At 63.4% G+C, this 19724-nt stretch carries 18 protein-coding genes and 1 pseudogene; 3 read left to right on the forward strand and 16 right to left on the reverse strand.

Annotated features, from left to right (window positions below):
* Positions 1-159: 159 nt before the first annotated feature.
* From priA to RIN49_RS17070, 8 genes are all read right to left on the reverse strand, one after another.
* The gene (priA, locus tag RIN49_RS17035; RefSeq protein ID WP_309121355.1) at positions 160-2622 is read right to left on the reverse strand and encodes a primosomal protein N'; all 2463 of its coding nucleotides are present in this window, start codon (positions 2620-2622) and stop codon (positions 160-162) included.
* Positions 2619-3851: a bifunctional phosphopantothenoylcysteine decarboxylase/phosphopantothenate--cysteine ligase CoaBC gene (gene coaBC / locus RIN49_RS17040; RefSeq protein WP_309121356.1), complete on the reverse strand. Its 1233-nt coding sequence runs from the start codon at positions 3849-3851 to the stop codon at positions 2619-2621. The genes priA and coaBC overlap by 4 nt, the downstream gene beginning before the upstream one ends.
* Positions 3852-3886: 35 nt before the next feature.
* Positions 3887-4120 carry a DNA-directed RNA polymerase subunit omega gene (rpoZ, locus tag RIN49_RS17045; protein ID WP_309121357.1) on the reverse strand — a complete coding sequence of 78 codons (234 nt, stop codon included), beginning with the start codon at positions 4118-4120 and terminating at the stop codon, positions 3887-3889.
* Between the two features lie 8 nt (positions 4121-4128).
* On the reverse strand, positions 4129-4785 hold the full coding sequence (gmk, locus tag RIN49_RS17050) for a guanylate kinase (protein ID WP_238392627.1): 657 nt from the start codon (positions 4783-4785) through the stop codon (positions 4129-4131).
* 5 nt (positions 4786-4790) lie between these two features.
* Positions 4791-5051: an extracellular matrix/biofilm regulator RemA gene (gene remA, locus RIN49_RS17055; RefSeq protein WP_138196745.1), complete on the reverse strand. Its 261-nt coding sequence runs from the start codon at positions 5049-5051 to the stop codon at positions 4791-4793.
* 107 nt (positions 5052-5158) lie between these two features.
* A complete protein-coding gene (locus RIN49_RS17060; protein WP_309121358.1) occupies positions 5159-6040 on the reverse strand; it encodes a YicC/YloC family endoribonuclease in 882 nt (293 codons plus the stop codon).
* Between the two features lie 26 nt (positions 6041-6066).
* Entirely contained in the window at positions 6067-7983 is a 1917-nt protein-coding gene (locus tag RIN49_RS17065) for a bifunctional homocysteine S-methyltransferase/methylenetetrahydrofolate reductase (protein WP_309121359.1), read from the reverse strand.
* Between the two features lie 107 nt (positions 7984-8090).
* Positions 8091-10871 carry a calcium-translocating P-type ATPase, SERCA-type gene (locus RIN49_RS17070; protein ID WP_309121360.1) on the reverse strand — a complete coding sequence of 927 codons (2781 nt, stop codon included), beginning with the start codon at positions 10869-10871 and terminating at the stop codon, positions 8091-8093.
* A 207-nt stretch (positions 10872-11078) separates the two neighbouring features.
* Between RIN49_RS17070 and RIN49_RS17075 the strand changes: the two genes are divergently transcribed.
* Entirely contained in the window at positions 11079-12803 is a 1725-nt protein-coding gene (locus RIN49_RS17075; RefSeq protein ID WP_309121361.1) for an Rqc2 family fibronectin-binding protein, read from the forward strand.
* 86 nt (positions 12804-12889) lie between these two features.
* On the opposite strand, the gene RIN49_RS17080 is transcribed toward RIN49_RS17075, so the two are convergent.
* The 7 genes from RIN49_RS17080 to RIN49_RS17110 all read right to left on the reverse strand — a co-directional run bounded on the left by RIN49_RS17080 (position 12890) and on the right by RIN49_RS17110 (position 18101).
* A complete protein-coding gene (locus tag RIN49_RS17080) occupies positions 12890-13051 on the reverse strand; it encodes a hypothetical protein (RefSeq protein ID WP_309121362.1) in 162 nt (53 codons plus the stop codon).
* 114 nt (positions 13052-13165) lie between these two features.
* A complete protein-coding gene (locus RIN49_RS17085; protein WP_309121363.1) occupies positions 13166-14473 on the reverse strand; it encodes a UDP-glucose dehydrogenase family protein in 1308 nt (435 codons plus the stop codon).
* Positions 14474-14477: 4 nt separating this feature from the next.
* Positions 14478-15359, reverse strand: coding sequence for a UTP--glucose-1-phosphate uridylyltransferase GalU (galU, locus tag RIN49_RS17090; protein WP_309121364.1), 882 nt, complete (start codon positions 15357-15359; stop codon positions 14478-14480).
* Entirely contained in the window at positions 15349-16239 is an 891-nt protein-coding gene (locus RIN49_RS17095) for a PHP domain-containing protein (protein ID WP_309121365.1), read from the reverse strand. Before RIN49_RS17095 ends, galU begins: the two co-directional genes overlap by 11 nt.
* Complete coding sequence (locus RIN49_RS17100) at positions 16230-17141, reverse strand: selenium metabolism-associated LysR family transcriptional regulator (RefSeq protein WP_309121366.1); 912 nt, start codon at positions 17139-17141, stop codon at positions 16230-16232. The genes RIN49_RS17095 and RIN49_RS17100 overlap by 10 nt, the downstream gene beginning before the upstream one ends.
* Positions 17142-17243: 102 nt before the next feature.
* A complete protein-coding gene (locus tag RIN49_RS17105; RefSeq protein ID WP_138196754.1) occupies positions 17244-17681 on the reverse strand; it encodes a hypothetical protein in 438 nt (145 codons plus the stop codon).
* 156 nt (positions 17682-17837) lie between these two features.
* Positions 17838-18101 carry a YlbG family protein gene (locus tag RIN49_RS17110; RefSeq protein ID WP_138196755.1) on the reverse strand — a complete coding sequence of 88 codons (264 nt, stop codon included), beginning with the start codon at positions 18099-18101 and terminating at the stop codon, positions 17838-17840.
* Between the two features lie 32 nt (positions 18102-18133).
* Here RIN49_RS17110 and RIN49_RS17115 point away from each other — a divergent pair.
* Positions 18134-18880 (forward strand): annotated as a pseudogene (locus RIN49_RS17115) (asparaginase); the annotation flags it as partial.
* A 113-nt stretch (positions 18881-18993) separates the two neighbouring features.
* Positions 18994-19143: a hypothetical protein gene (locus tag RIN49_RS17120; protein WP_309121400.1), complete on the forward strand. Its 150-nt coding sequence runs from the start codon at positions 18994-18996 to the stop codon at positions 19141-19143.
* Positions 19144-19239: 96 nt separating this feature from the next.
* Here RIN49_RS17120 and RIN49_RS17125 read toward each other — a convergent pair whose 3' ends face one another.
* A complete protein-coding gene (locus RIN49_RS17125; RefSeq protein ID WP_309121367.1) occupies positions 19240-19683 on the reverse strand; it encodes a YlbF/YmcA family competence regulator in 444 nt (147 codons plus the stop codon).
* Between the last annotated feature and the right edge of the window lie 41 nt (positions 19684-19724).

The raw sequence follows: 19724 nt of genomic DNA on the forward strand, positions 1-19724 counted from the left end.
ACTCGTTACCCGTATAAGTGGGTGAATGTCCCGTTCGGCGATCGTTTTCGACGTTTGGAGCGCATCTGAACGGGAGGTTTTCCTTTTGCGCTCCTCCGAGCAGACGTTCTCAAACTTTCCGGGAAACGAAACGTCGATCCCTTCCCGGCACGTGTACCACTATAAGAGAACTTGAGGATCCACGTCGAGCTGGATGCTCAGTTTAGACTTGCGGACGTCGTCCGAGAGCGCGTCCGCCGACGCGCGCAGCGCATCGGCCACGTTCGTTTCTCCCCGATATTTTACCATGCATTGGAACCGATATCTATCTTTCAGTTTCGGGATCGGCGACGGCACGGGACCGAGCAGCTCCGGCTCCCCGGCCGTTCCCCGCAGCTCCGCGAACCGTCTCTTCAGCTCCGCGGCGAATCGTTCGCTCGAGGCGACGAGCCGCGAGATGTCTTCGTGCGCGAGCGTCGCGAGCGCGAGACGACAGTACGGCGGATAGCCGAGCTCCCGCCGCGAGACGAGCTCGCGTCGCGCGAAGCCGCGGAAGTCGTGGTTCGACGCGAATTGGATGCTGTAGTGCTCCGGCGTATACGTCTGCACGACGACCTCGCCGAGCAGCCGATGACGCCCCGCGCGCCCCGCCACCTGCGTCAGCAGCTGGAACGTCCGCTCCGCCGCGCGGAAATCCGGCAGCCGGAGCACCGTATCGGCGCTAATGACGCCGACGAGCGTCACGTAGGGGAAATCGAGCCCCTTCGCCACCATCTGCGTGCCGAGCAGCACGTCGGCCTTCCGTTCGCGGAAGTCGGCGAGCAGCCTCTCGTGCGCCCCCTTCTGCGACGTCGTATCGACGTCCATCCGGATCGTGCGGATGCCCGGAAACAGCTTCGCCAGCTCTTCCTCGACGCGCTGCGTGCCCGCGCCGAAGTGGCGGATATGCTCGCTCTCGCAGCTCGGACAGCTCGTCGCCTCGCGTTCCGTATACCCGCAGTAATGGCAGCGAGAGTGACGCCCGGACCGATGGTAGGTCAGCGTGATGTCGCAATGCGGACACTGCGCCGTGAACCCGCAGGAGCGGCACATGACGAACGTCGAGTATCCGCGGCGGTTGAGCAGCAGCACCGACTGTTCGCCTCGTTCGAGACGCGCCTCCAGCGCTTCCCGAAGCTTGGCGCTGAACATGGAGCGATTGCCGTCGCGCAGCTCCTGCCGCATGTCGACGATCTCTACGGCCGGGAGCGGTTGGCCGAGCGCGCGATCCGGCATCTCCAGCAGCGTATAGACGCCGCGATGCGCGTCCAAGTACGTCTCCAACGCCGGCGTCGCCGAGCCGAGCACGACCGCCGCGCCGTGCCGGGAACCGCGCTCGAGCGCGACGTCGCGGGCGTGATATTTCGGCGACTCCTCTTGTTTATACGAAGACTCGTGCTCTTCGTCGACGATGATGAGGCCGATGTTCGTGAACGGCGCGAAGATGGCCGACCGCGCGCCGATCGCGATCTTGACGCGCCTTCTCGCGATCTTGCGCCACTCGTCGTAGCGTTCTCCGGCCGACAGGCGGCTGTGCATGACGGCGACCTCGTCGCCGAACCGGCCCTTGAACGCGTTCACCGTCTGCGGCGTCAACGAAATTTCCGGCACGAGCAGAATCGCCTCGCGGCCGGCTTCCAGACACGCCTGCATCGCCTGCAGGTACACCTCGGTCTTGCCGCTGCCGGTAACGCCGTGCAGCAGGAACGGCGCATACGTCTTCGCTTCGATCGCGCGCCGGATCGGCGCCAGCGCCGCCGCCTGCGTCTCCGTCAGCGGCAGCGGCCGGGACGCGGCGAATCGGCGATCCGCGTACGGATCCCGCGCCAGCTCTTTCGCCTCGACGACGACGAACCCTTTGGCCTCGAGCGCCTTCACGGCCGACGGCCCGATGCCGCCGTCCTTCGCAAGCTCCGCGAGCAGCGGAGGCTCCCCGCCTTCGTCGGCGAGCGCCGCCAGGCGGTCGAGCAGCTCCGCCTGCTTCGGCGCGCGACGCCTCGCCGCGTCCGCGGCGGCCGTCAACGCTTCCGCGGACGCGACCGGGCGAACGCACAGCTGCACCTTCATGCCTAAGCGGTCCTTCACTTCCTTCGATTCCGTCAGCAGCCCGAGCAGGATGGCGGACGTGAGCAGCTCCGCCCGGTCGGCGAACGCCTGCAGCAGCGACTTCTCCGGAACGCGTCCGCGCCGATCGACGTAAGCGAGCAGCTCGCGCAGCGATTCCGGCACGTCCGGAGACGACGGCGGAACGGCCGCTTCGAACACGGTTTCCGTCTTCGTCTTGAGCGCGCTCGGCAGCAGCGCCGTAAGCGCCGTATATTGCGGACACAAGTACTTCCGGCTCAGCCAGCCGGCCAAGTCCAGCAATTCTTCCGTCACGACCGGAGCCGCGTCCAACACGCTCTTCAGCGGCTTCAGCCGCGAAGGATCCATATCGGACGTCTCCTCGACGGCCAAGACGAAGCCGTTCAGCGTGCGGGGGCCGAACGGCACCGCGGCGCGCACCCCGGGCCGCACGAGCGGCGCGAGCTTGTCCGGCACCGCATAATCGAAAGGCCGGTCCGTATCCCGGGCCGGCGCATCGACGATCACTTTGGCAATCATAGTCCCGTCCCCCGCGCTTCCGCGCGAGCCTTATACGCGTCGTACGCGATTGCGAGCAGCCGTTCGGCCACCGCCCGCTTGGATTGCAGCGGCAAGTCCTCGACGAGTCCCTCCGCCGTATAGACGGTCACCGCGTTCGTATCGTGGCCGAAGCCGACGTTCGGCTTCGACACGTCGTTCCCTGCGATGAAGTCCGCCTGCTTCCTTGCAGCCTTCCCCATCGCATGCTTCGCGAGGTCGTTCGTCTCCGCGGCGAAGCCGACGAGCACTTGTCCCGGCGCTTTGCGTTCGCCGAGCGCCTTCAAGATGTCGGGCGTCCGTTCGAGCTCTAGCGTCAGCGTCGCTTCGGTCTTCTTCAGCTTGCGCGCCGCCGTCTGCGCCGGCCGGTAATCCGCCACCGCGGCCGCCTTCACGACGATGTCCGCCTCCGCGAACCGCGACAGAACGGCATCGTACATCTGCTGCGCGGATTCGACCCGGACGAGCTCGACGCCCCCCGGCGGCGCGACGTCCGCGCGTCCCGCGACGAGCGTCACCTTCGCTCCTAAATCCCGAGCCGCCTCCGCTACGGCGAAGCCCATCTTGCCGGACGAATCGTTCGTCAGATAGCGGACCGGATCGATCCGCTCCACCGTGGCGCCGGCCGTGACGAGCACGCGCACGCCTTCCATCGCCCGGCGGCGGCCGAGCCGCTCGATCAGCCGGTCCACGATGTGCTCCGGCTCCGCCATACGTCCCTTGCCGGTGTACCCGCAGGCAAGAAACCCTTCCCCCGGCTCCACGAAGACGGCGCCGCGCGCGCGCAGCGTCTCCATATGCGACTGCACGACCGAATTCGCGTACATATGCACGTTCATCGCCGGCGCGATCAAGACGGGCGCCCGGTTCCCGATCGCGAGCAGCGTCGTCGACAGCATGTCGTCGCCGAGACCGAGCGCCAGCTTCGCGAGGCTGTTCGCCGTCGCGGGCGCGACGACGACCGCGTCGGCGCGGTCGGCAAGGTCGATGTGCGAGATGACCGAAGCGTCGTCTTCGTCGAACGTATCGACGACGACCCGATGTCTCGTAATCGCCTGGAACGTCAGCGGCGCGATGAATTTCGCCGCGGACTCGGTCATGACGACGCGAACGTCGGCTCCGGACTGCGTGAGCTTGCTGGCGACCGCCGCCGCTTTATATGCCGCAATGCCTCCCGTGACGCCGAGGAGGACCGTCTTCCCCTGTAGCATGCCGTTCCCCTCCGTGAAGAAAAAAATAACAACCGCTAGGGTTGTTGTTTTGAATCGTCGAGAGCCGTTTCTTTAGAAGTCTTCTCGTATGTGATGTACTCGTTATGAATCTCTTCGAGGGCGACGCCCACCTGCTTATGCGACTTCGGGTTGCGAAGGTCGGACTTCGCGCCTTCGCGCAGCGCTCTCGCGCGCTTCGACGCGGCGACGACGAGCAAGTACTTGCTGCCGGCTTTGTCGACCAGCTTGTCTATAGACGGATATAACATGTGTTGGGTTACACTCCATTCAGCCATTTTTGGATTGCGGGGAACAGGCGCTCCCGCTTGCAGTGCTCCGCCGCGATAATGCTCTGGACGCGATTGCACGCGGTCTCGAGCACGTCGTTCACGACGGCGTAATCGTAATGCTCCATCAGCTTGAGCTCTTCGGCCGCCGCCGCCATGCGGGAGCGGATCGAGCTTTCGCTCTCCGTGCCGCGGCCGACGATGCGCTTCTGCAGCTCTTCCAGCGAAGGCGGCAGCACGAAGATGAAGATGGCTTCCGGGAACCGTTCCTTCACCTGCATCGCGCCCTGCACGTCGATCTCAAGGATGATATCCTTCCCCTGATCGATCGTCTGCTGCACGAACGACTTCGGCGTGCCGTAATAGTTGCCGACGTATTCGGCCCACTCCAACAATTCCCCGGCTTCGATCATCGCCCGGAACTGCTCGTGGGTTTTGAAAAAGTAATTGACTCCGTCGATCTCGCCTTCCCGGGGCTTCCGGGTCGTGGCGGAGACGGAATAGACGAGCTCCGGCGACAATGCGCGAAGCCGGTTGCACAGCGTTCCCTTGCCTACGCCGGACGGGCCGGATAGGACGAGAAGCAAGCCCTTGGTCATGAAGCGTTCCTCGACTTTGGTTAGGGTGGTCGTTACGGTATGGGTCATCGCGTTCACTCGTCGTTGTCTTCGTCTTTGTTGGACAACCGATGCGCGACCGTCTCCGGCTGCACCGCGGACAAGATGACGTGATCGCTGTCCGTGATGATGACGGCGCGCGTCCGGCGGCCGTACGTCGCGTCGATCAGCATATGCCGGTCTCGCGCCTCTTGAATGATGCGCTTGATCGGTGCCGATTCGGGACTGACGATGGAGATGATGCGATTGGCGGAGACGATGTTGCCGAATCCGATGTTGATGAGTTTGATTGCCATACTGTGGTTTCCCCCTAGCGCCTCTTAATAGGCATTGTAACCCTCGCCGCTCCCCGCCATACGGCTTGCCGAAGACGGGACGATATCTATATGTATGATAAAACGGATTACTCGAAATTTTGCGATTGCTCCCGGAGCTTCTCGAGCTCGGACTTCACGTCGACGGCGAGCGCCGATAACGCGGCATGGTTCGCCTTGGACCCGATCGTGTTCGCCTCGCGATTCATCTCTTGCAACAAAAAATCCAGCTTCCTTCCGACGGGCTCGCCCGAGGTCAGCAGCTCGGCGAATTGCGCAGCGTGGCTGCTAAGCCGAGTCAGCTCCTCGTCGATCGCGCTGCGCTCCGCGAAATACGCGATCTCCGCGGCCAGCCGCTGCTCGTCGACGGGCGCCGCGCCGCCGAGCGCCGACGCGATCCGTTCGCGCAGCCGCTCGCGGTACTCGTCCGCGACGGCCGGCGCCAAGGCGCGCATCCGTTCGACCGCCGCTCCGACGGCGGCCAGCTTGCCTGCGGCGTCTTCGGCCAGGTAGCGTCCCTCCGTCTCGCGCATGGCGACGAGCTGCGCGAGCGCGCTCTCGGCGCATTCGAGCAGCCGGTCGCCCGCGTCGTCCGGCGGCGCGTCCTCCGCCACCCTCCAGACGCCAGGCGCCGCGAGCAGCTCGCGCGCGGACGGACGGCCGTCCGGGAGGCCGAACCGCTCGGCCAGCTGCCGGGCGGCGTCGACGTAAGCGGAGGCGAGCGCCCAATCGACGGCCGCTTGCCGCGGCGCGTCCGCGGCCCGCTCCACCGTCACGCTGACGTCCACGCGGCCGCGCTTGACGCGGGCGAGAACGAGACGCCGCAGGCGATCCTCCATATGGGACCACTCCCGCGGCAATCGGCACGCCACTTCCGAATATCGATGGTTCACGGATCTCATATCGACCGTGAACGTAAGGTTTCCTGCGCTTCTGGAATCGTGTCCATAGCCGGTCATGCTTCGCAACACAGCTTCGCACGCTCCGTTTCTCTATATTACTTCATTTCCCTAGTGGGTACAAGTGGAAAACGGCTCCCCGCCCGCTCCCGCACGTACTTCGTCAGCTCGACCGTCATCTCGTACGCCATGAACGGCGTAATGAGATAGATGCCCTTGAACCGCTCCATCGCGACGTCGAGCAGCTCCTTCGAGATGCCGAGCGACGCCTGACGCCCCGCCTCGCCCTCGAGTCCCGCCATCCGGCGGCGAACGTCGTCGGACAACGTGATGCCGGGCACCTCGTTATGCAAATATTCGGCGTTGCGCCCGCTCGTGAACGGCATAATGCCAAGGAAGATCGGGAAGTCGAGATGCTTCGTCGCTTCATGCAGCTTCACGATCAGCTCCGGATCGTATACCGGCTGCGTCATCGCGTAATCGGCGCCGGCCTCGATTTTCTTCTCGAGCCGCTCGACCGCCTTATGCAGATGTTTCACGTTCGGATTGAGCGCCGTGCCGACGAGGAAATTCGCTTTCTCCTTCATCGGCTTGCCGGAAAACGCGAGTCCCTCGTTCATCTGTTTAATCATCTTAATGATCTGAAAACTCGTCACGTCGTATACCGAGCTGGCGCCCGGAAGATCGCCGAATCGCGCCGGGTCGCCCGTAATGGCGAGCACGTGATCGATGCCGGTCGCGTGAAGCCCCATTAAGTGCGACTGCGTGCCGATCAGGTTGCGGTCGCGGCAGGCGATATGGACGAGCGGGCGCGCGCCGAGACGTTCCTTGATCAAGAACGCGAGCGCGCTGTTGCTCATTCGGGTCATCGCGAGCGAGTTGTCCGCCATCGTGATCGCGTCCGCTCCCGCGCCATGGAGCGCTTCCGCGCCCTTCATGAACTTGTCGATGTTCAGGTCCCGCGGCGGATCGAGCTCGACGATGACCGTATGGCGTTCTTTCACCATGTCCAGGATCGACGGTTCGCGGCGCGGCGGCTCCGGCGGTTCCGCAGACTCTCGCACCGACACCGTCTCCCGCGCGGGCGGCGCGGCTTCGACCGACGTCTCGTCCGAAGGCGAGAACGATGCGAGCGACTTCGCCACCGCGGCGATATGCGCCGGCGTCGTGCCGCAGCAGCCGCCTACGATGCGCGCGCCGAGCCGTGCGAGCGTCAGCGCGCTCTCCCCGAAATACTCCGGCCCCGCCGGATACGAGAACGTGCCGTCGACATACGCCGGCAGCCCCGCGTTCGGGAAGATCGACAACGGGAAGTCCCCGCGCCGCGTTAGCCGCTCGAGCGCTCGAATGATGCCGTACGGACCACTATGGCAGTTAAGGCCTACGACGTCCGCCCCGACGTCGCGCAATCTGGCGAACGCGTCGTCGAGCGATCGTCCGTCGGCCGCGACGCCGCCGGACTCGATCGCGAGCTGGCAGATGACGGGCCTGTCCGTCAGCCGTCTCGCGACGCGCACGGCCATCGCCGCGTCGTCCGCGTCGGAGAACGTCTCGAGCAGCAGCGCGTCGACCCCTTCCGTCAGCAGCGCGGACATCTGCTCCGCGTACGCCGCTTCCGCTTCCTCGTCCGTCACGGGTACGCGGTGGGCGGGCCTCGCGGAGCCGACCGAGCCCGCGACGTACGCGTCGGCGCCGACCGAGCCTCTCGCCAGCGCGACGCCGACGCGGTTCAACAGCTCGACGTCGCCTTCGAGGCCGTGGCGCGCCAGCTTGTGCCGATTCGCCGCGAACGTGTTCGTCTCGATGAGCCGAGCGCCCGCTTCGTAATATTGCCGGTGCACGTCCCGGATCACCTCGGGCCGCGTGTGGTTCAGTTCCTCCGCGCAGACGCCGATCGGCACGCCGAGCTGATACAAGTACGTGCCCATGGCGCCGTCGCCGACGATCGCTTGCTTTATGAGAATATCGCGAAGATCCGGCTTGCCGCCGTCCCCGCGTCGTTCGTTACGATGCATGACATCTCTCTCCCCCGCTGCAGCCCATAAGAAAAAGCCCCTCTTCGAGGCATGAAATTGGTTAGCCAATATCATACCGCAAAAAGGGGCTCCGCGCACCGTTTTTATCAAGCGGCGGATCGAGCGCTTCCGTCGTATCGAATCGTGCGCTTCTTCTTCGGCGCGGAGATGAGGCTGCCGATGCCGAAGAACAGCGTCGGGATCGCCGCGAAGACGAGCACGAGAATCCAATCCGTCAGACCGAGCGCCATCGTCTTGAAGATCGGCTGCAGCGGCTCGATATAGAGCACGCCGAGCATCAGGACGATGGAAGAGACGACCGCCAGCACGAGCGCTTTATTTTCGAACAGATTTCTGTGGAAGATGGACCGAGAACTCCGGCAGTCGAACACATGAATGAGCTGCGCCATGACGAGCGTAGCGAACGCGACCGTCTGCGCGTGCGTGAGCGTCGCCGCGTCGTCGCCTTGCTGCAGCACGAGCCAGAACGGAACGAGCGTGCAGACGCCGATCAGGAAACCGCGCGAGATGATTTTCCAACCGAGCCTTCTTGCGAAAATGTTCTCCGACCTGCCGCGCGGCTTGTGCTCCATCAAATCCCGCTCCGGCTGGTCGACGCCGAGCGCCATCGCCGGCAGTCCGTCCGTGACGAGGTTGACCCACAGAATCATGATCGGAAGCAGCGGGAGCGGCATGCCGAGCATCATCGCGATGAACATGACGAGAATTTCGCCGACGTTCGACGCGAGCAGGTAGCGGATAAACTTGCGGATATTTTCGTAGATGCCCCGCCCTTCCTCGATCGCCGCGACGATCGTCGCGAAGTTGTCGTCGGACAAGATGAGCGCGGACGCCTCCTTCGACACGTCGGTGCCCGAGATGCCCATCGCGATGCCGATGTCGGCCGCCTTGATCGCCGGCGCGTCGTTGACGCCGTCGCCCGTCATCGCCACGACATGGCCGCGCTCCTGAAGCGCCTTGACGATGCGCAGCTTATGCTCCGGCGATACGCGGGCGTACACGTAAATATCGTCGACGACCTTCAGCAGCTGCTGGTCGCTCATCGCCGCGAGCTGCATGCCGGTCACCGTGCGGCCGCCCTTCGGAAGCATTCCGAGCTGCCCCGCGATCGCTTCGGCGGTCGTCAGGTGGTCGCCCGTAATCATCACCGTCTTGATGCCCGCCTTGCGGCACTTCGCGATCGCTTCGCGCACTTCCTTGCGCGGCGGATCGATCATGCCGGTAAGGCCCGCGAACACGAGCCCCCGCTCCGCCATCTCCGCGCTGTCCGCCGTTTCGTTCGGCTTCAGGTCGCGGTACGCGAGGCCGAGCACGCGCAGCGCGTCGCCGGCGAACGATTCGTTCGCCTCCATCACCTTCTGCTTCAGCGTCGAGGTGAAGGGCACGAGCTTGCCGTCCCACAAAATGTAGCTGCAGCGCTCGATCAACACGTCCGGCGCGCCCTTCGCGCAGACGAGCCGGCCGCCTTGATGCTCCACGACGACGGACATGCGCTTGCGCTCCGAATCGAACGGGAACTCCGAGATGCGTCGGTACAGGCCCTCGAGGCTGGCGCGAGTCATGCCGGCCTTCGCGCCCAGCACGGTGAGCGCCCCTTCCGTCGGGTCGCCCTTGATCGACCAGATCGGCTTCGCCGGCTCCTTGGAACGCTTCTTCTTCCCTTGCGGCTCCGCCTCCTCCTGCACGAGATCCGCATCGTTGCACAGCACCCCGACTTGGAGCAGGCGGCGCAGCGCTTGATCGTCCTTCACGCCCGTCTTCGCGCCGCGCTCGACGATGTCCCCCGCCGGCTCGTAGCCTTCGCCCGACACGTCGAGCAGCCGGCCGCCGACCCACAGGCGCGTGACGGTCATCTTGTTTTGCGTCAGCGTGCCCGTCTTGTCGGAGCAGATGACCGACGCGCAGCCGAGCGTCTCGACCGACGGGAGCTTGCGGACGATCGCCTTGCGCTTGATCATGCGCTGGACGCCGAGCGCGAGCGCGACGGTCACGATCGCCGGCAGCCCCTCCGGAATCGCCGCCACCGCGAGCGACACGCCGGCGAGGAACATGCCGTACATCGGTTGGCCGTGCATGATGCCGGCGACGACGACGAGCACGGTCAGGACGAGCGCGACGCCGATCAGGATTTTCCCGAACTGCTCGAGACGACGCTGAAGCGGCGTCTCCGCTTCTTCGGTGTTGTTGATCAGGTCCGCGATCTTGCCCATCTCGGTGCGCATGCCCGTGCGGACGACGACGCCGCGGGCGGTGCCCATCGTAATCATCGTGCCGAGGAAGCCCATGTTGCGCTGGTCGCCGAGCGGCACGTCGTCTTCCGGAATCGCCGCGGCCGACTTCGAGACCGGCACCGATTCGCCGGTCAGCGCGGACTCTTCCGCGTACACGCTGTTCGCTTCGAGGAAGCGGACGTCCGCCGGCACGCGGTCCCCGCTCTCGAGCGCGACGATGTCGCCGGGCACGAGCTCCTTCGCGGGCACGACGACCCATTCCCCGTCGCGCAGCGTCTTCGCCGTCGGGGCGGACAGCTCCTTCAGCGCTCGCAAGGATCGCTCGGCGCGGAATTCTTGGATGAAGCCGAGCACGCCGTTAATGACGATAATGGCCAGTATCGTGACCGCGTCCAAATATTCGCCCAGCAAACCGGAAATGAGCGTCGCCCCCATCAGGACGAGCACCATGAAATCCTTGAACTGGTTCAGAAACAGCGTCAGCGGCGACAGCTTCGCCCCTTCGCTCAACTCGTTGGGGCCGGCCTCCTCCAGCCGCCGTTTCGCTTCGCTCGCGGATAACCCTCGTTCCGGGTCGAGGCCGTGGGCTTCCAGCAGCGCTTCCGTCTCCAGTTGATACCACGATTGTTGACTCATACCCCCGTTTTCCCTCCCTCGCAATGAAAGACTTGTACTAGGTACAATGTATTCGGGGAGGGACGAGAATATCCCACTTGTCCGCGAGTTCGGCGCGGCGCCGCCTCGGAACGAACCGAGATTGCCTTCGCGGCCCGGAAAAACATATAATTTCTATGGAAGACTCATGCGATGTTCTTAGCGCAAGTAGAGGAGAGAATGTACCCAATGGCTTTCGACGGACTCGTCGTACGGGCGGTCGTGCATGAATTGCAGCCGTTCGTCGGCGGCAGAATTCATAAAATTCATCAACCGAACGAGCATGACCTCGTCTTTACGATTCGCGGCCAAGGCGTTACTCGGAAGCTGCTGCTGTCGGCCAATCCGACCTACCCCCGCTTCCACTTGACCGATCGTTCGTACCAAAATCCGCTCGAGGCGCCGATGTTCTGCATGCTGCTTCGCAAGTATTGCGAGAACGGCGTCGTCGAAGCGATCGAACAGCTCGGCATGGAGCGGATCGTACACCTCCGCGTCCGGCAGCGCGACGAGCTCGGAGACTTAAGCGTCAAACGAATCGTGTTCGAGCTCATGGGCCGCCACAGCAACATCATCCTGATGGATCCGGAGACGAATACGGTGCTTGAAGCCGCTCATCGCGTGACGCCGGCCATCAGCGCGCACCGGATCGTCGCCCCCGGAAGCGCGTACGTTCCGCCGCCGGAGCAGGAGAAGCGCGATCCGCTCGCGGACGGCGGTTCGGACGTCGCGGCGGCGCTCGGGGATGCGGCCGGAGATCCGGAAGCCGCGGCGAAGCGGCTCGTGGAGACGTATTCGGGCATCAGCCCGACCGCCGCGCGGGCGATCGTCGCCGGCGGCGCGGATGCGGCGGCGGCGTTCGCGGAGGCGATGGCTCGCATCGGTCGGCACGAGTACGAACCGAATATCGCGGAGGATGCGGCGCGCGGCAAGTCGTCGTTTTCGGTCGTGCCGCTGCCCGTCCCCGAAGGCGGACGCCGCGAGACGTTCGACGACGTCAGCGCTTGCCTCGAGCGGTTTTACGGCGATAAGGCGGAGCGAGACCTCGTCAAGCAGCGAACGCACGACCTGATGCGCCTGCTCGTCAACGAGCGGAACAAAAACGAGAAAAAGCTCGAAAAGCTGCAAGAGACGATCGACGAGGCGCGAGACGCCGACAAATACCGCATCTACGGCGAGCTGCTGAACGCGTATATGCACACCTTCGAGAAGGGCGACGCCTCCGTCGAAGCGGCGAATTACTACGACGAGGAGCAGCGAAGCGTCGCCATCCCGCTCGATCCGCTGCTCACGCCTTCGGAGAATGCGCAGCGGTATTTCCGCAAGTACCAGAAGATGAAAAACTCGCTCGGCGTCGTCGAGGAACAGATGGCGCAGGCGCGCGAAGAAATCCGGTACATGGACATCTTGCTGCAGCAGCTCGAAGGCGCGTCGATCGCGGACATCGAAGAAATCCGCTCCGAGCTCGTCGAAGGGGGCTACTTGCGCCGCCGCGGCGGCGTCGGCAAGGACGGAAAGCGCGGGCGCAAGAACGATAAGCCGGCGATCCACGCGTACCGCTCGTCCGAAGGCATTCCCTTATACGTCGGACGGAACAATATGCAGAACGATTACATTACGAACCGGCTGGCGCATCCGAACGACACTTGGCTCCACGCGAAGGATATGCCCGGGTCCCACGTCGTCATTCGGTCCGATGCGTTCGGCGACGCCACTTTGGCGGAGGCGGCGAATCTCGCGGCGTATTACAGCAAGGGCAAGCAGTCGTCCCTCGTACCGGTCGACTATACGCTCGTGCGCCACGTGAAAAAGCCTTCCGGCGCGAAGCCCGGCTTCGTCATTTACGATAAGCAGAAGACGCTGTTCGTCACGCCGGACGAGCGGAAGCTCCGCGAGCTCCCTTCGCTGAAGTAGCCCGCCGCGCCCGCCAAACAAAAAATAAGGCTGTCTCGCCGCGTCGAACCGAAATTCGACTCACGCGAGACAGCCTTTCTTTTCGCTTACATCGAGATCATCGAGCGGATCTTGGCCGCGGATTCCTTGGCGTCGCCCGCCAATAAATACACGTTGCGCGTACCCGACAGGACGGCGTCCTCCTTGATCGCGCGCCCGCCGACGAACACCTTGGTTCGCCGGTTCCCCGCCGAGATGTGTTCGTCCAACCGCGCTTAGTGCCGGCTTCAGCCTCCGTAAACCGGAATTGCCTTCGGACATAATAAAAAATTGTCAAACGTGATACAACCTGTCCATTTTGCCCGTAGGCCATATCCTTCGGACTACGGCTTTCCGATGCCGAAGTACCGGAAGCCCTGCGCGCGCATCGCTGCGGGATCGAAGACGTTTCGCCCGTCGAAGACGAGCGGTCGGCGGAGCGCCGCCTTCGCGCGATCGAGATCGAGCGACTTCACCTGCGCCCACTCGGTAACGATCAACATGGCGTCTGCGTCCCGCAGCGCCTCGTACGGATCGTCCGTAATCGGCACGCCGGGCAGCAGCTTCGCCGCCTTCGGGCCGCAGACGGGATCGTACGCTCGAATCGACGCCCCGTATTGCCGCAACATGGCGATGATATCGAGCGACGGCGCGTCCCGAAGATCGTCCGTGTTCGGCTTGAAGCTGAGCCCCATGACGGCTAACGTCTTCCCGGCGAGCTCCCCGTCGAACGCGGCCCGCACCTTGCGCACGAACCGCTGTCGCTGCAGCTGGTTCACTTCGACGACCGCGCGCATGATCTTGAAGTCGTAGTCCACGTTCTCCGCGATGAAGAGCTGCGCCCGGGTGTCCTTCGGCAGGCAGAACCCGCCGTACCCGATGCCTGCATTCAGGAAGGAGGGGCCGATCCGCTTGTCCATCCCCATGCCCTGCGCGACCATGCCGATATCGGCGCCGACCTTCTCGGACAAATTCGCCATCTCGTTAATGAACGAAATTTTCGTCGCGAGGAACGAATTCGATGCGTACTTGATCAGCTCGGCGCTCTCGCGATTCGTCATCAGCACCGGAGCGTCGAACGGCGCGAGCGCCTCGCGGACCCGTTCTCCCGCCGCCGAAGACGCCGCCCCGATCACGATCCGGTCCATATGGAACGTATCGTGAACGGCGGACCCTTCGCGCAAAAATTCCGGATTCGAGACGACGTCGAACGAGACGCCGCTTCGCGCTTTCGAGCGAAGCAGCGTCTCGGCCATCGAGCCGGTGCCGACGGGCACCGTGCTCTTGATGACGACGATCTTGTCGTCCGTCGACGACTCGGCGATGGCTTCCATCGCCGACTTGATCTGCGACATGTCGACGTCGCCGTTATCGAGCGACGGCGTGCCGACCGCGACGAACAACAGCTTGCACGCGTCCGCGGCGGCCGCCGTCTCCGTCTCGAACGTCAGCCGCCCCGCGGCGGCGTTGCGGCGGACGAGGTCCTCGAGTCCGGCTTCGTAGATGGGCATCTCGCCGCGGCGAAGCGCGGCGATCTTGCGCTCGTCCCGGTCCACGCAGACGACGCGATGCCCGACCTCGGCGAAGCAGGCGGCCGAGACGAGCCCGACGTACCCGGCGCCGAGAACGCCGACAGCGATCGGCTCTCCCATATCGTTACGCCTCCCAGCCGCGAACGAGATCGATCAAATACGACTTGACCTCGGGTCCCAAATCGGGGCGCCGCAGCGCGAATTCGATCGTCGCCTCGATATAACCGAATTTGTCGCCGACGTCGTACCGCTTGCCCTGCACGGTGTACGCCATCATGCGCTTCCGGCGGTTCAACTCGCGGAGCGCGTCCGTCAGCTGAATTTCCCCGCCCCGCCCCGGAGGCTGCTTCTCCAGAATGTCGAAGATGCCCGGCTCGATGACGTAACGTCCGATGACCGCGAGATTCGACGGCGCTTGGTCCCGATCCGGCTTCTCGACCAAATCCGCGATATGCGACGTGTGCGGCGAGCCGGCCACGCCCCCGTCCGGCGACACGATGCCGTACTTCTCGACCTCTTCCCACGGCACCTCCTGCACCGCCAGCACCGAAGCCTGATGCTCCTCGTACAGATGCAGCATCTGCCTCAGCGCAAGCGGATCCGACTCGATGATGTCGTCGCCGAGCAGCACCGCGAACGGCTCGTCGCCGATGAACGTCCGGGCGCACAGCACCGCGTGCCCGAGTCCGAGCGGCTGCTTCTGTCTTATGTAATGAATATCGACCATCTGCGAGATGTCGCGCACTTGACGGAGCATCTCTTTCTTGCCTTGCTCCTCTAACATAAGCTCCAGCTCGACCGACTTGTCGAAGTGGTCCTCGATCGCCCGCTTGTTGCGTCCGGTCACGATAATAATGTCCGTAATGCCGGCCTCGATCGCTTCCTCGACGATGTATTGAATCGCGGGCTTATCCACGATCGGAAGCATCTCCTTCGGCTGAGCCTTCGTTGCGGGTAGAAATCGGGTGCCGAGCCCCGCCGCCGGAATAATTGCCTTACGAATCATTGCGATTCCCTCTCTTCTCCTTGATCTGCTGCAGCCGTTCGACGACGTCCAACGGAGTTCTCCGGTCGCCGAGCATCGCATGGAACGGAACGCCGTCCCGTACTCCGTGAAAATCCGAGCCCCCCGTGCAGGGCAGGCCGTACCTCCGAGCCAATTCCCGAAAGAAGTTCTCCTGCGCTTCGTCGTGATCGGCATGCGCCGCTTCGATCCCGTCCAGCGCGCCGATCCGGACCAGCCGGTCGATCAACGCTTCGGCGTCGCGGTACAGTCCCGGATGCGCCAAGACGACGACGCCCCCGGCGTCCCGAATCCACGCCGCCGCCGTCTCCGGCGCGACCCGCTCCGCCGTGACGTACGCTTTCCCGCCTTCGCCGATCCAGACGTCGAACGCTTCCTTCACGTCGGCGACGTAGCCCTTGCGAACGAGCAGCTCCGCGATATGCGGCCGGGCGACGGTCGCGTCGCCGCAAGCTCGCCGCGACGCGGCGAGCTTCTCGGCTTCCGCGAGCGTCACGTCGAAGCCGTGGCGCCGCAGCGCCTCCATCATCGCTTCGTTGCGGCCGCGCCGCACGTCGCGGTTCGAAGCCAGCCTCGCGGCGAACGCCGCGTCGGACGGATCGACCCACAGCCCCAACACATGAACGTCTCCGCCGTCCCCCTGCGCGCTGATTTCCACGCCGACGACGACGTCGACGCCCCGCTCCCGCCCGGCCGCCGCCGCTTCGGCCGCGCCCGCGACCGTGTCGTGGTCCGTCACCGCGACGCCCGTTAGCCCTTGCGCGGCGGCGAGCGCGACGTTCTCCGCCGGAGTCAGCATGCCGTCGGAAGCGGTCGTGTGCGAATGAAGATCGTAGCCTGCCAAGCTTCGCGTTACAGCCATTGGCTCAAATCCTTTTCCCGTAAAAATGATAAGAACGTCACCGCCGAGATCGGCAGCAAATTCGACTTCGAATAGGTCGCGTAAAACTGGCGTTCGAAGCGAATGCCGCGGATCGGCACGAGCCGAAGCACGCCGAGCGTCAGCTCGTGTTTCACCGACGTCTGGGATAAGAACGTAATGCCGAGCCCGGCCTCGACCGCCGACTTGACGGCTCCCGTGCTGCCGAGCTCCATGACGATCTTCATGTCCTGCTCGTTAATCCCTTTGCGCGACAGTTCTTCCTCCATCACCTGCCTCGTTCCGGAGCCTCGTTCCCGTAATATGAAAGGATAACGCAATACATCTTCCATCGTCACGTCGTCCGTCTCCGTCAGCGGATGGCCGTTCGGAACGATCAGCTTCAGTTCGTCGCTTAGCACCGGCTCCGTATGGACGTCCGGATGCACGACCTGCGCTTCGATCAAGCCGAACGTCAGCTGATGCTTCAACATTTCTTCCAGAATTTGCGTCGAGTTCATGACCTTCAGCTGAATCGCGATGTTCGGATACGCTTGATTGAACGGTCCGAGCAGACGCGGCAAGATGTATTCCCCGACCGTGAGACTCGCGCCGAGCTGCAGACGTCCTTGGAGCATGTGCGTGAAGCGCGACATCGCTTGATCGGTTTCCTTAACTAAGTCTATGCTCCGCTTCGCATAAACCATGAGCGCTTTGCCCGCTTCGGTCAGTTCGATTTTTTTCGTCGAACGAACGAAGAGCTTCGTGCCGAAATATTCCTCGAGCGCTTGAATTTGCATCGTTACCGCAGGCTGCGTCATATGCAGCGCATGCGCCGCGGCGGAAAAACTTCCACGGTCGGCCACCGTGTAGAAAATATGCAATTGGTGGAAGTTAAGCGCCATTGTGCGATGGACCCCCGTGCCTGAAATTCAATCATTTCCCATTATACACGAAAAGAGCGCGGCGTTCCTACGCCGCGCTCTTCCGCATCCGATTCGATTCGATTATCGCCGCTTCCGGCTGTTCTTGATCAAAGTCATCCGGCGCGAATGTCGCAGCCAGGAGTAATACGTGCGCAAATCGCGGAGCTCCATCGTCTCCGACATGCGCCCGAGGAACGTGACCACGATCATCTTATGGAGCGGGTTGCCGACGAGGTCCCGGTGCTTGTCGGATTGCGAAAATTCCGCCACGAACACGAGGTCGTCCTCGACCGTGTAGACGTCTTGCTCGTTGCGGTAATACGATTTAACCGTGCCGTTCTTCAGGTGTTCCCAAAGAAACGCGCAGATGTCGTCGGTGCCTGTTTTTTCGGACTCGACACGATCCAGCCAACGCGCCTTGGCATGGTTGGTGACGATGATATCCGCGACTTTTTTATCCGCCAGCTGTACGTAGAACGATTCATAGGTGCTGTAACGATCCATCTTTTTGTCTTTCATCCGTCATTCCCTCCATTCCATGGGCCGCCGAGCAAATGTTAACGACGTTTATATCTTTATATTACAGTACCTTACGGGAATTTCCAGACATTTTGAAACGCATAAAAAAGTGCCCTCCGACGAAAAGAGGGCATTGCAAAAATTTCAAAAATATGTCTAGTAAGAGTAAAACCTCGTCTTATCCGGCATATTACTGTTATATTCCGTTCGAATCTCGCTCCGGTACGACCGTTCGACTTTCTTTACGTAGGGCAGACGTTGTATACTTTTCATCGTCTCCTCCGCGCGATCGCTGTTCACGTAGATGACCGCATAGTTCATTTTGCGAGAAACATAGTGGAGCGAGCCGTACTTATCCAGGTTTCTGGCCGGTTTGGCGTCGTGGAGCCAGACGATGTATCCAGTGCGTTCAGCGATCAAGAGGATCCCTCTTTCGTAAGGAGAATTGACGAATGCATACTCAATCGATTCCGCTCGTATCCGTCACCCGAGGCGGCCTCGTCGAATGCGTCCATCGCGGTCACGTCGCCGTCGTCGACGACGGCGGACGTCTGCTCCGGTCGGCGGGCAACCCGCATCACCTCGCGTACGCCCGCTCTTCCGCCAAGCTGCTACAGGCGATTCCGGTCGTCGCCTCCGGCGCCGCCGACCGCTTCGGGCTCGACGCGCGGGAGATCGCCCTGCTGTGCGCGTCCCACAGCGGCGAAGAAGCTCACGTAGAAGCGGTGTACCGCATTCTCGGCAAGCTCGGCGTCGGCGAAGAAGCGCTGTTATGCGGCGCGCATGCGCCGTACCACAAGCCGTCCGCGAACGCGCTGCGCCGCGCGGGCGTCGCGCCGAAGGCGGTGCATAACAACTGCTCCGGCAAGCACGCCGGCATGTTGACGCTGGCGAAGCATCTCGGCGCGACGCTGCACGACTACAAATCGCCGGATCATCCGGTGCAGCGGGCGATGCTCGCGTCGTACGCGGCGTTCGCCGGCGTCCCCGCGGCGTCCGTCGCGCTGGGCGTCGACGGCTGCGGCGTGCCGGTGTACGGCGCGCCGCTGTCGGCGCTGGCGCTCGCGTACGCCCGTCTTGCGGCGCCGACCGGCGCGGCCCCCGAGGCGGACGCTCGCCGGACGGTCGTCGAAGCGGTACGGGCGCATCCCGAGATGCTCGCCGGTACCGACCGGTACGACACGGCGCTCATCCGCGTCACGAACGGCCGCGTCATCGGCAAGATGGGCGCCGAGGGCGTCTTCGCCGTCGCCGTGCCGGGCGAAGAGGGCTCGGCCTCGCCGTCAAGATCGAGGACGGCGCGCAGCGGGCCTTGTACCCGGCCGTCACCGAAGCGCTGCTCCAGCTCGGCTGGATCGACGCCGCGGCCGGCGCCGAGCTCGTCGAGTACCGCATGCCGGCGATTCGCAATTGGAGCGGCGACGCGGTCGGCGCCGTCATGCCGTCGTTCTCCCTCGAGTAGGCAAGTTTCCCCGCTATGCAGACGGGCGCCTCAAGCCAGCGGCTTGGGGCGCCTTCTTTCGTTCGCCTTGCCTCGGACCTCGGACCTCGGATTTACCTAGCCGCAGCCGCAGCTGCCCCCCGAACCGCAGCTCCCGCCATGCTTCGGGAGGGGATCGTTGCTCGGCACCTTGATCGACTCCGACACGGCGTGCGCGATGACGACGGAGACGTCGTACAACAACGCGTCGAGCGCCTTCTCGGCGCGCTTGAACTCCCGCGCCGATTCGATTCCTTCCATCTCGGCCTCCACCGCTTTCACGGCGTCGAGCGCTTCATGGTAGTTCGGATGGTAATGGCCGAACCGCTCGCATTCCTCGAACCGTTCCTTGGCCCGAGACATCTTCCGGAGCAGCGCCTTCACTTCGGGGTCTTGCTCCATGCGTTCTTTCCAATATAGAAAATCGGCCATCTCCTTCGAACGCAGCATCGCGTCCGACAGATCGCACGTCTTCGACAGCAGCATGGAAAAATCCAGTGCCTCGCGTTCCGTCACACTCACGGATTTCCACCTCGTCTATATTCGTTTGATATATACGAGTT

The sequence above is a fragment of the Paenibacillus sp. genome, from assembly GCF_031177825.1.
Lineage (GTDB): Bacteria > Bacillota > Bacilli > Paenibacillales > YIM-B00363 > Paenibacillus_AE.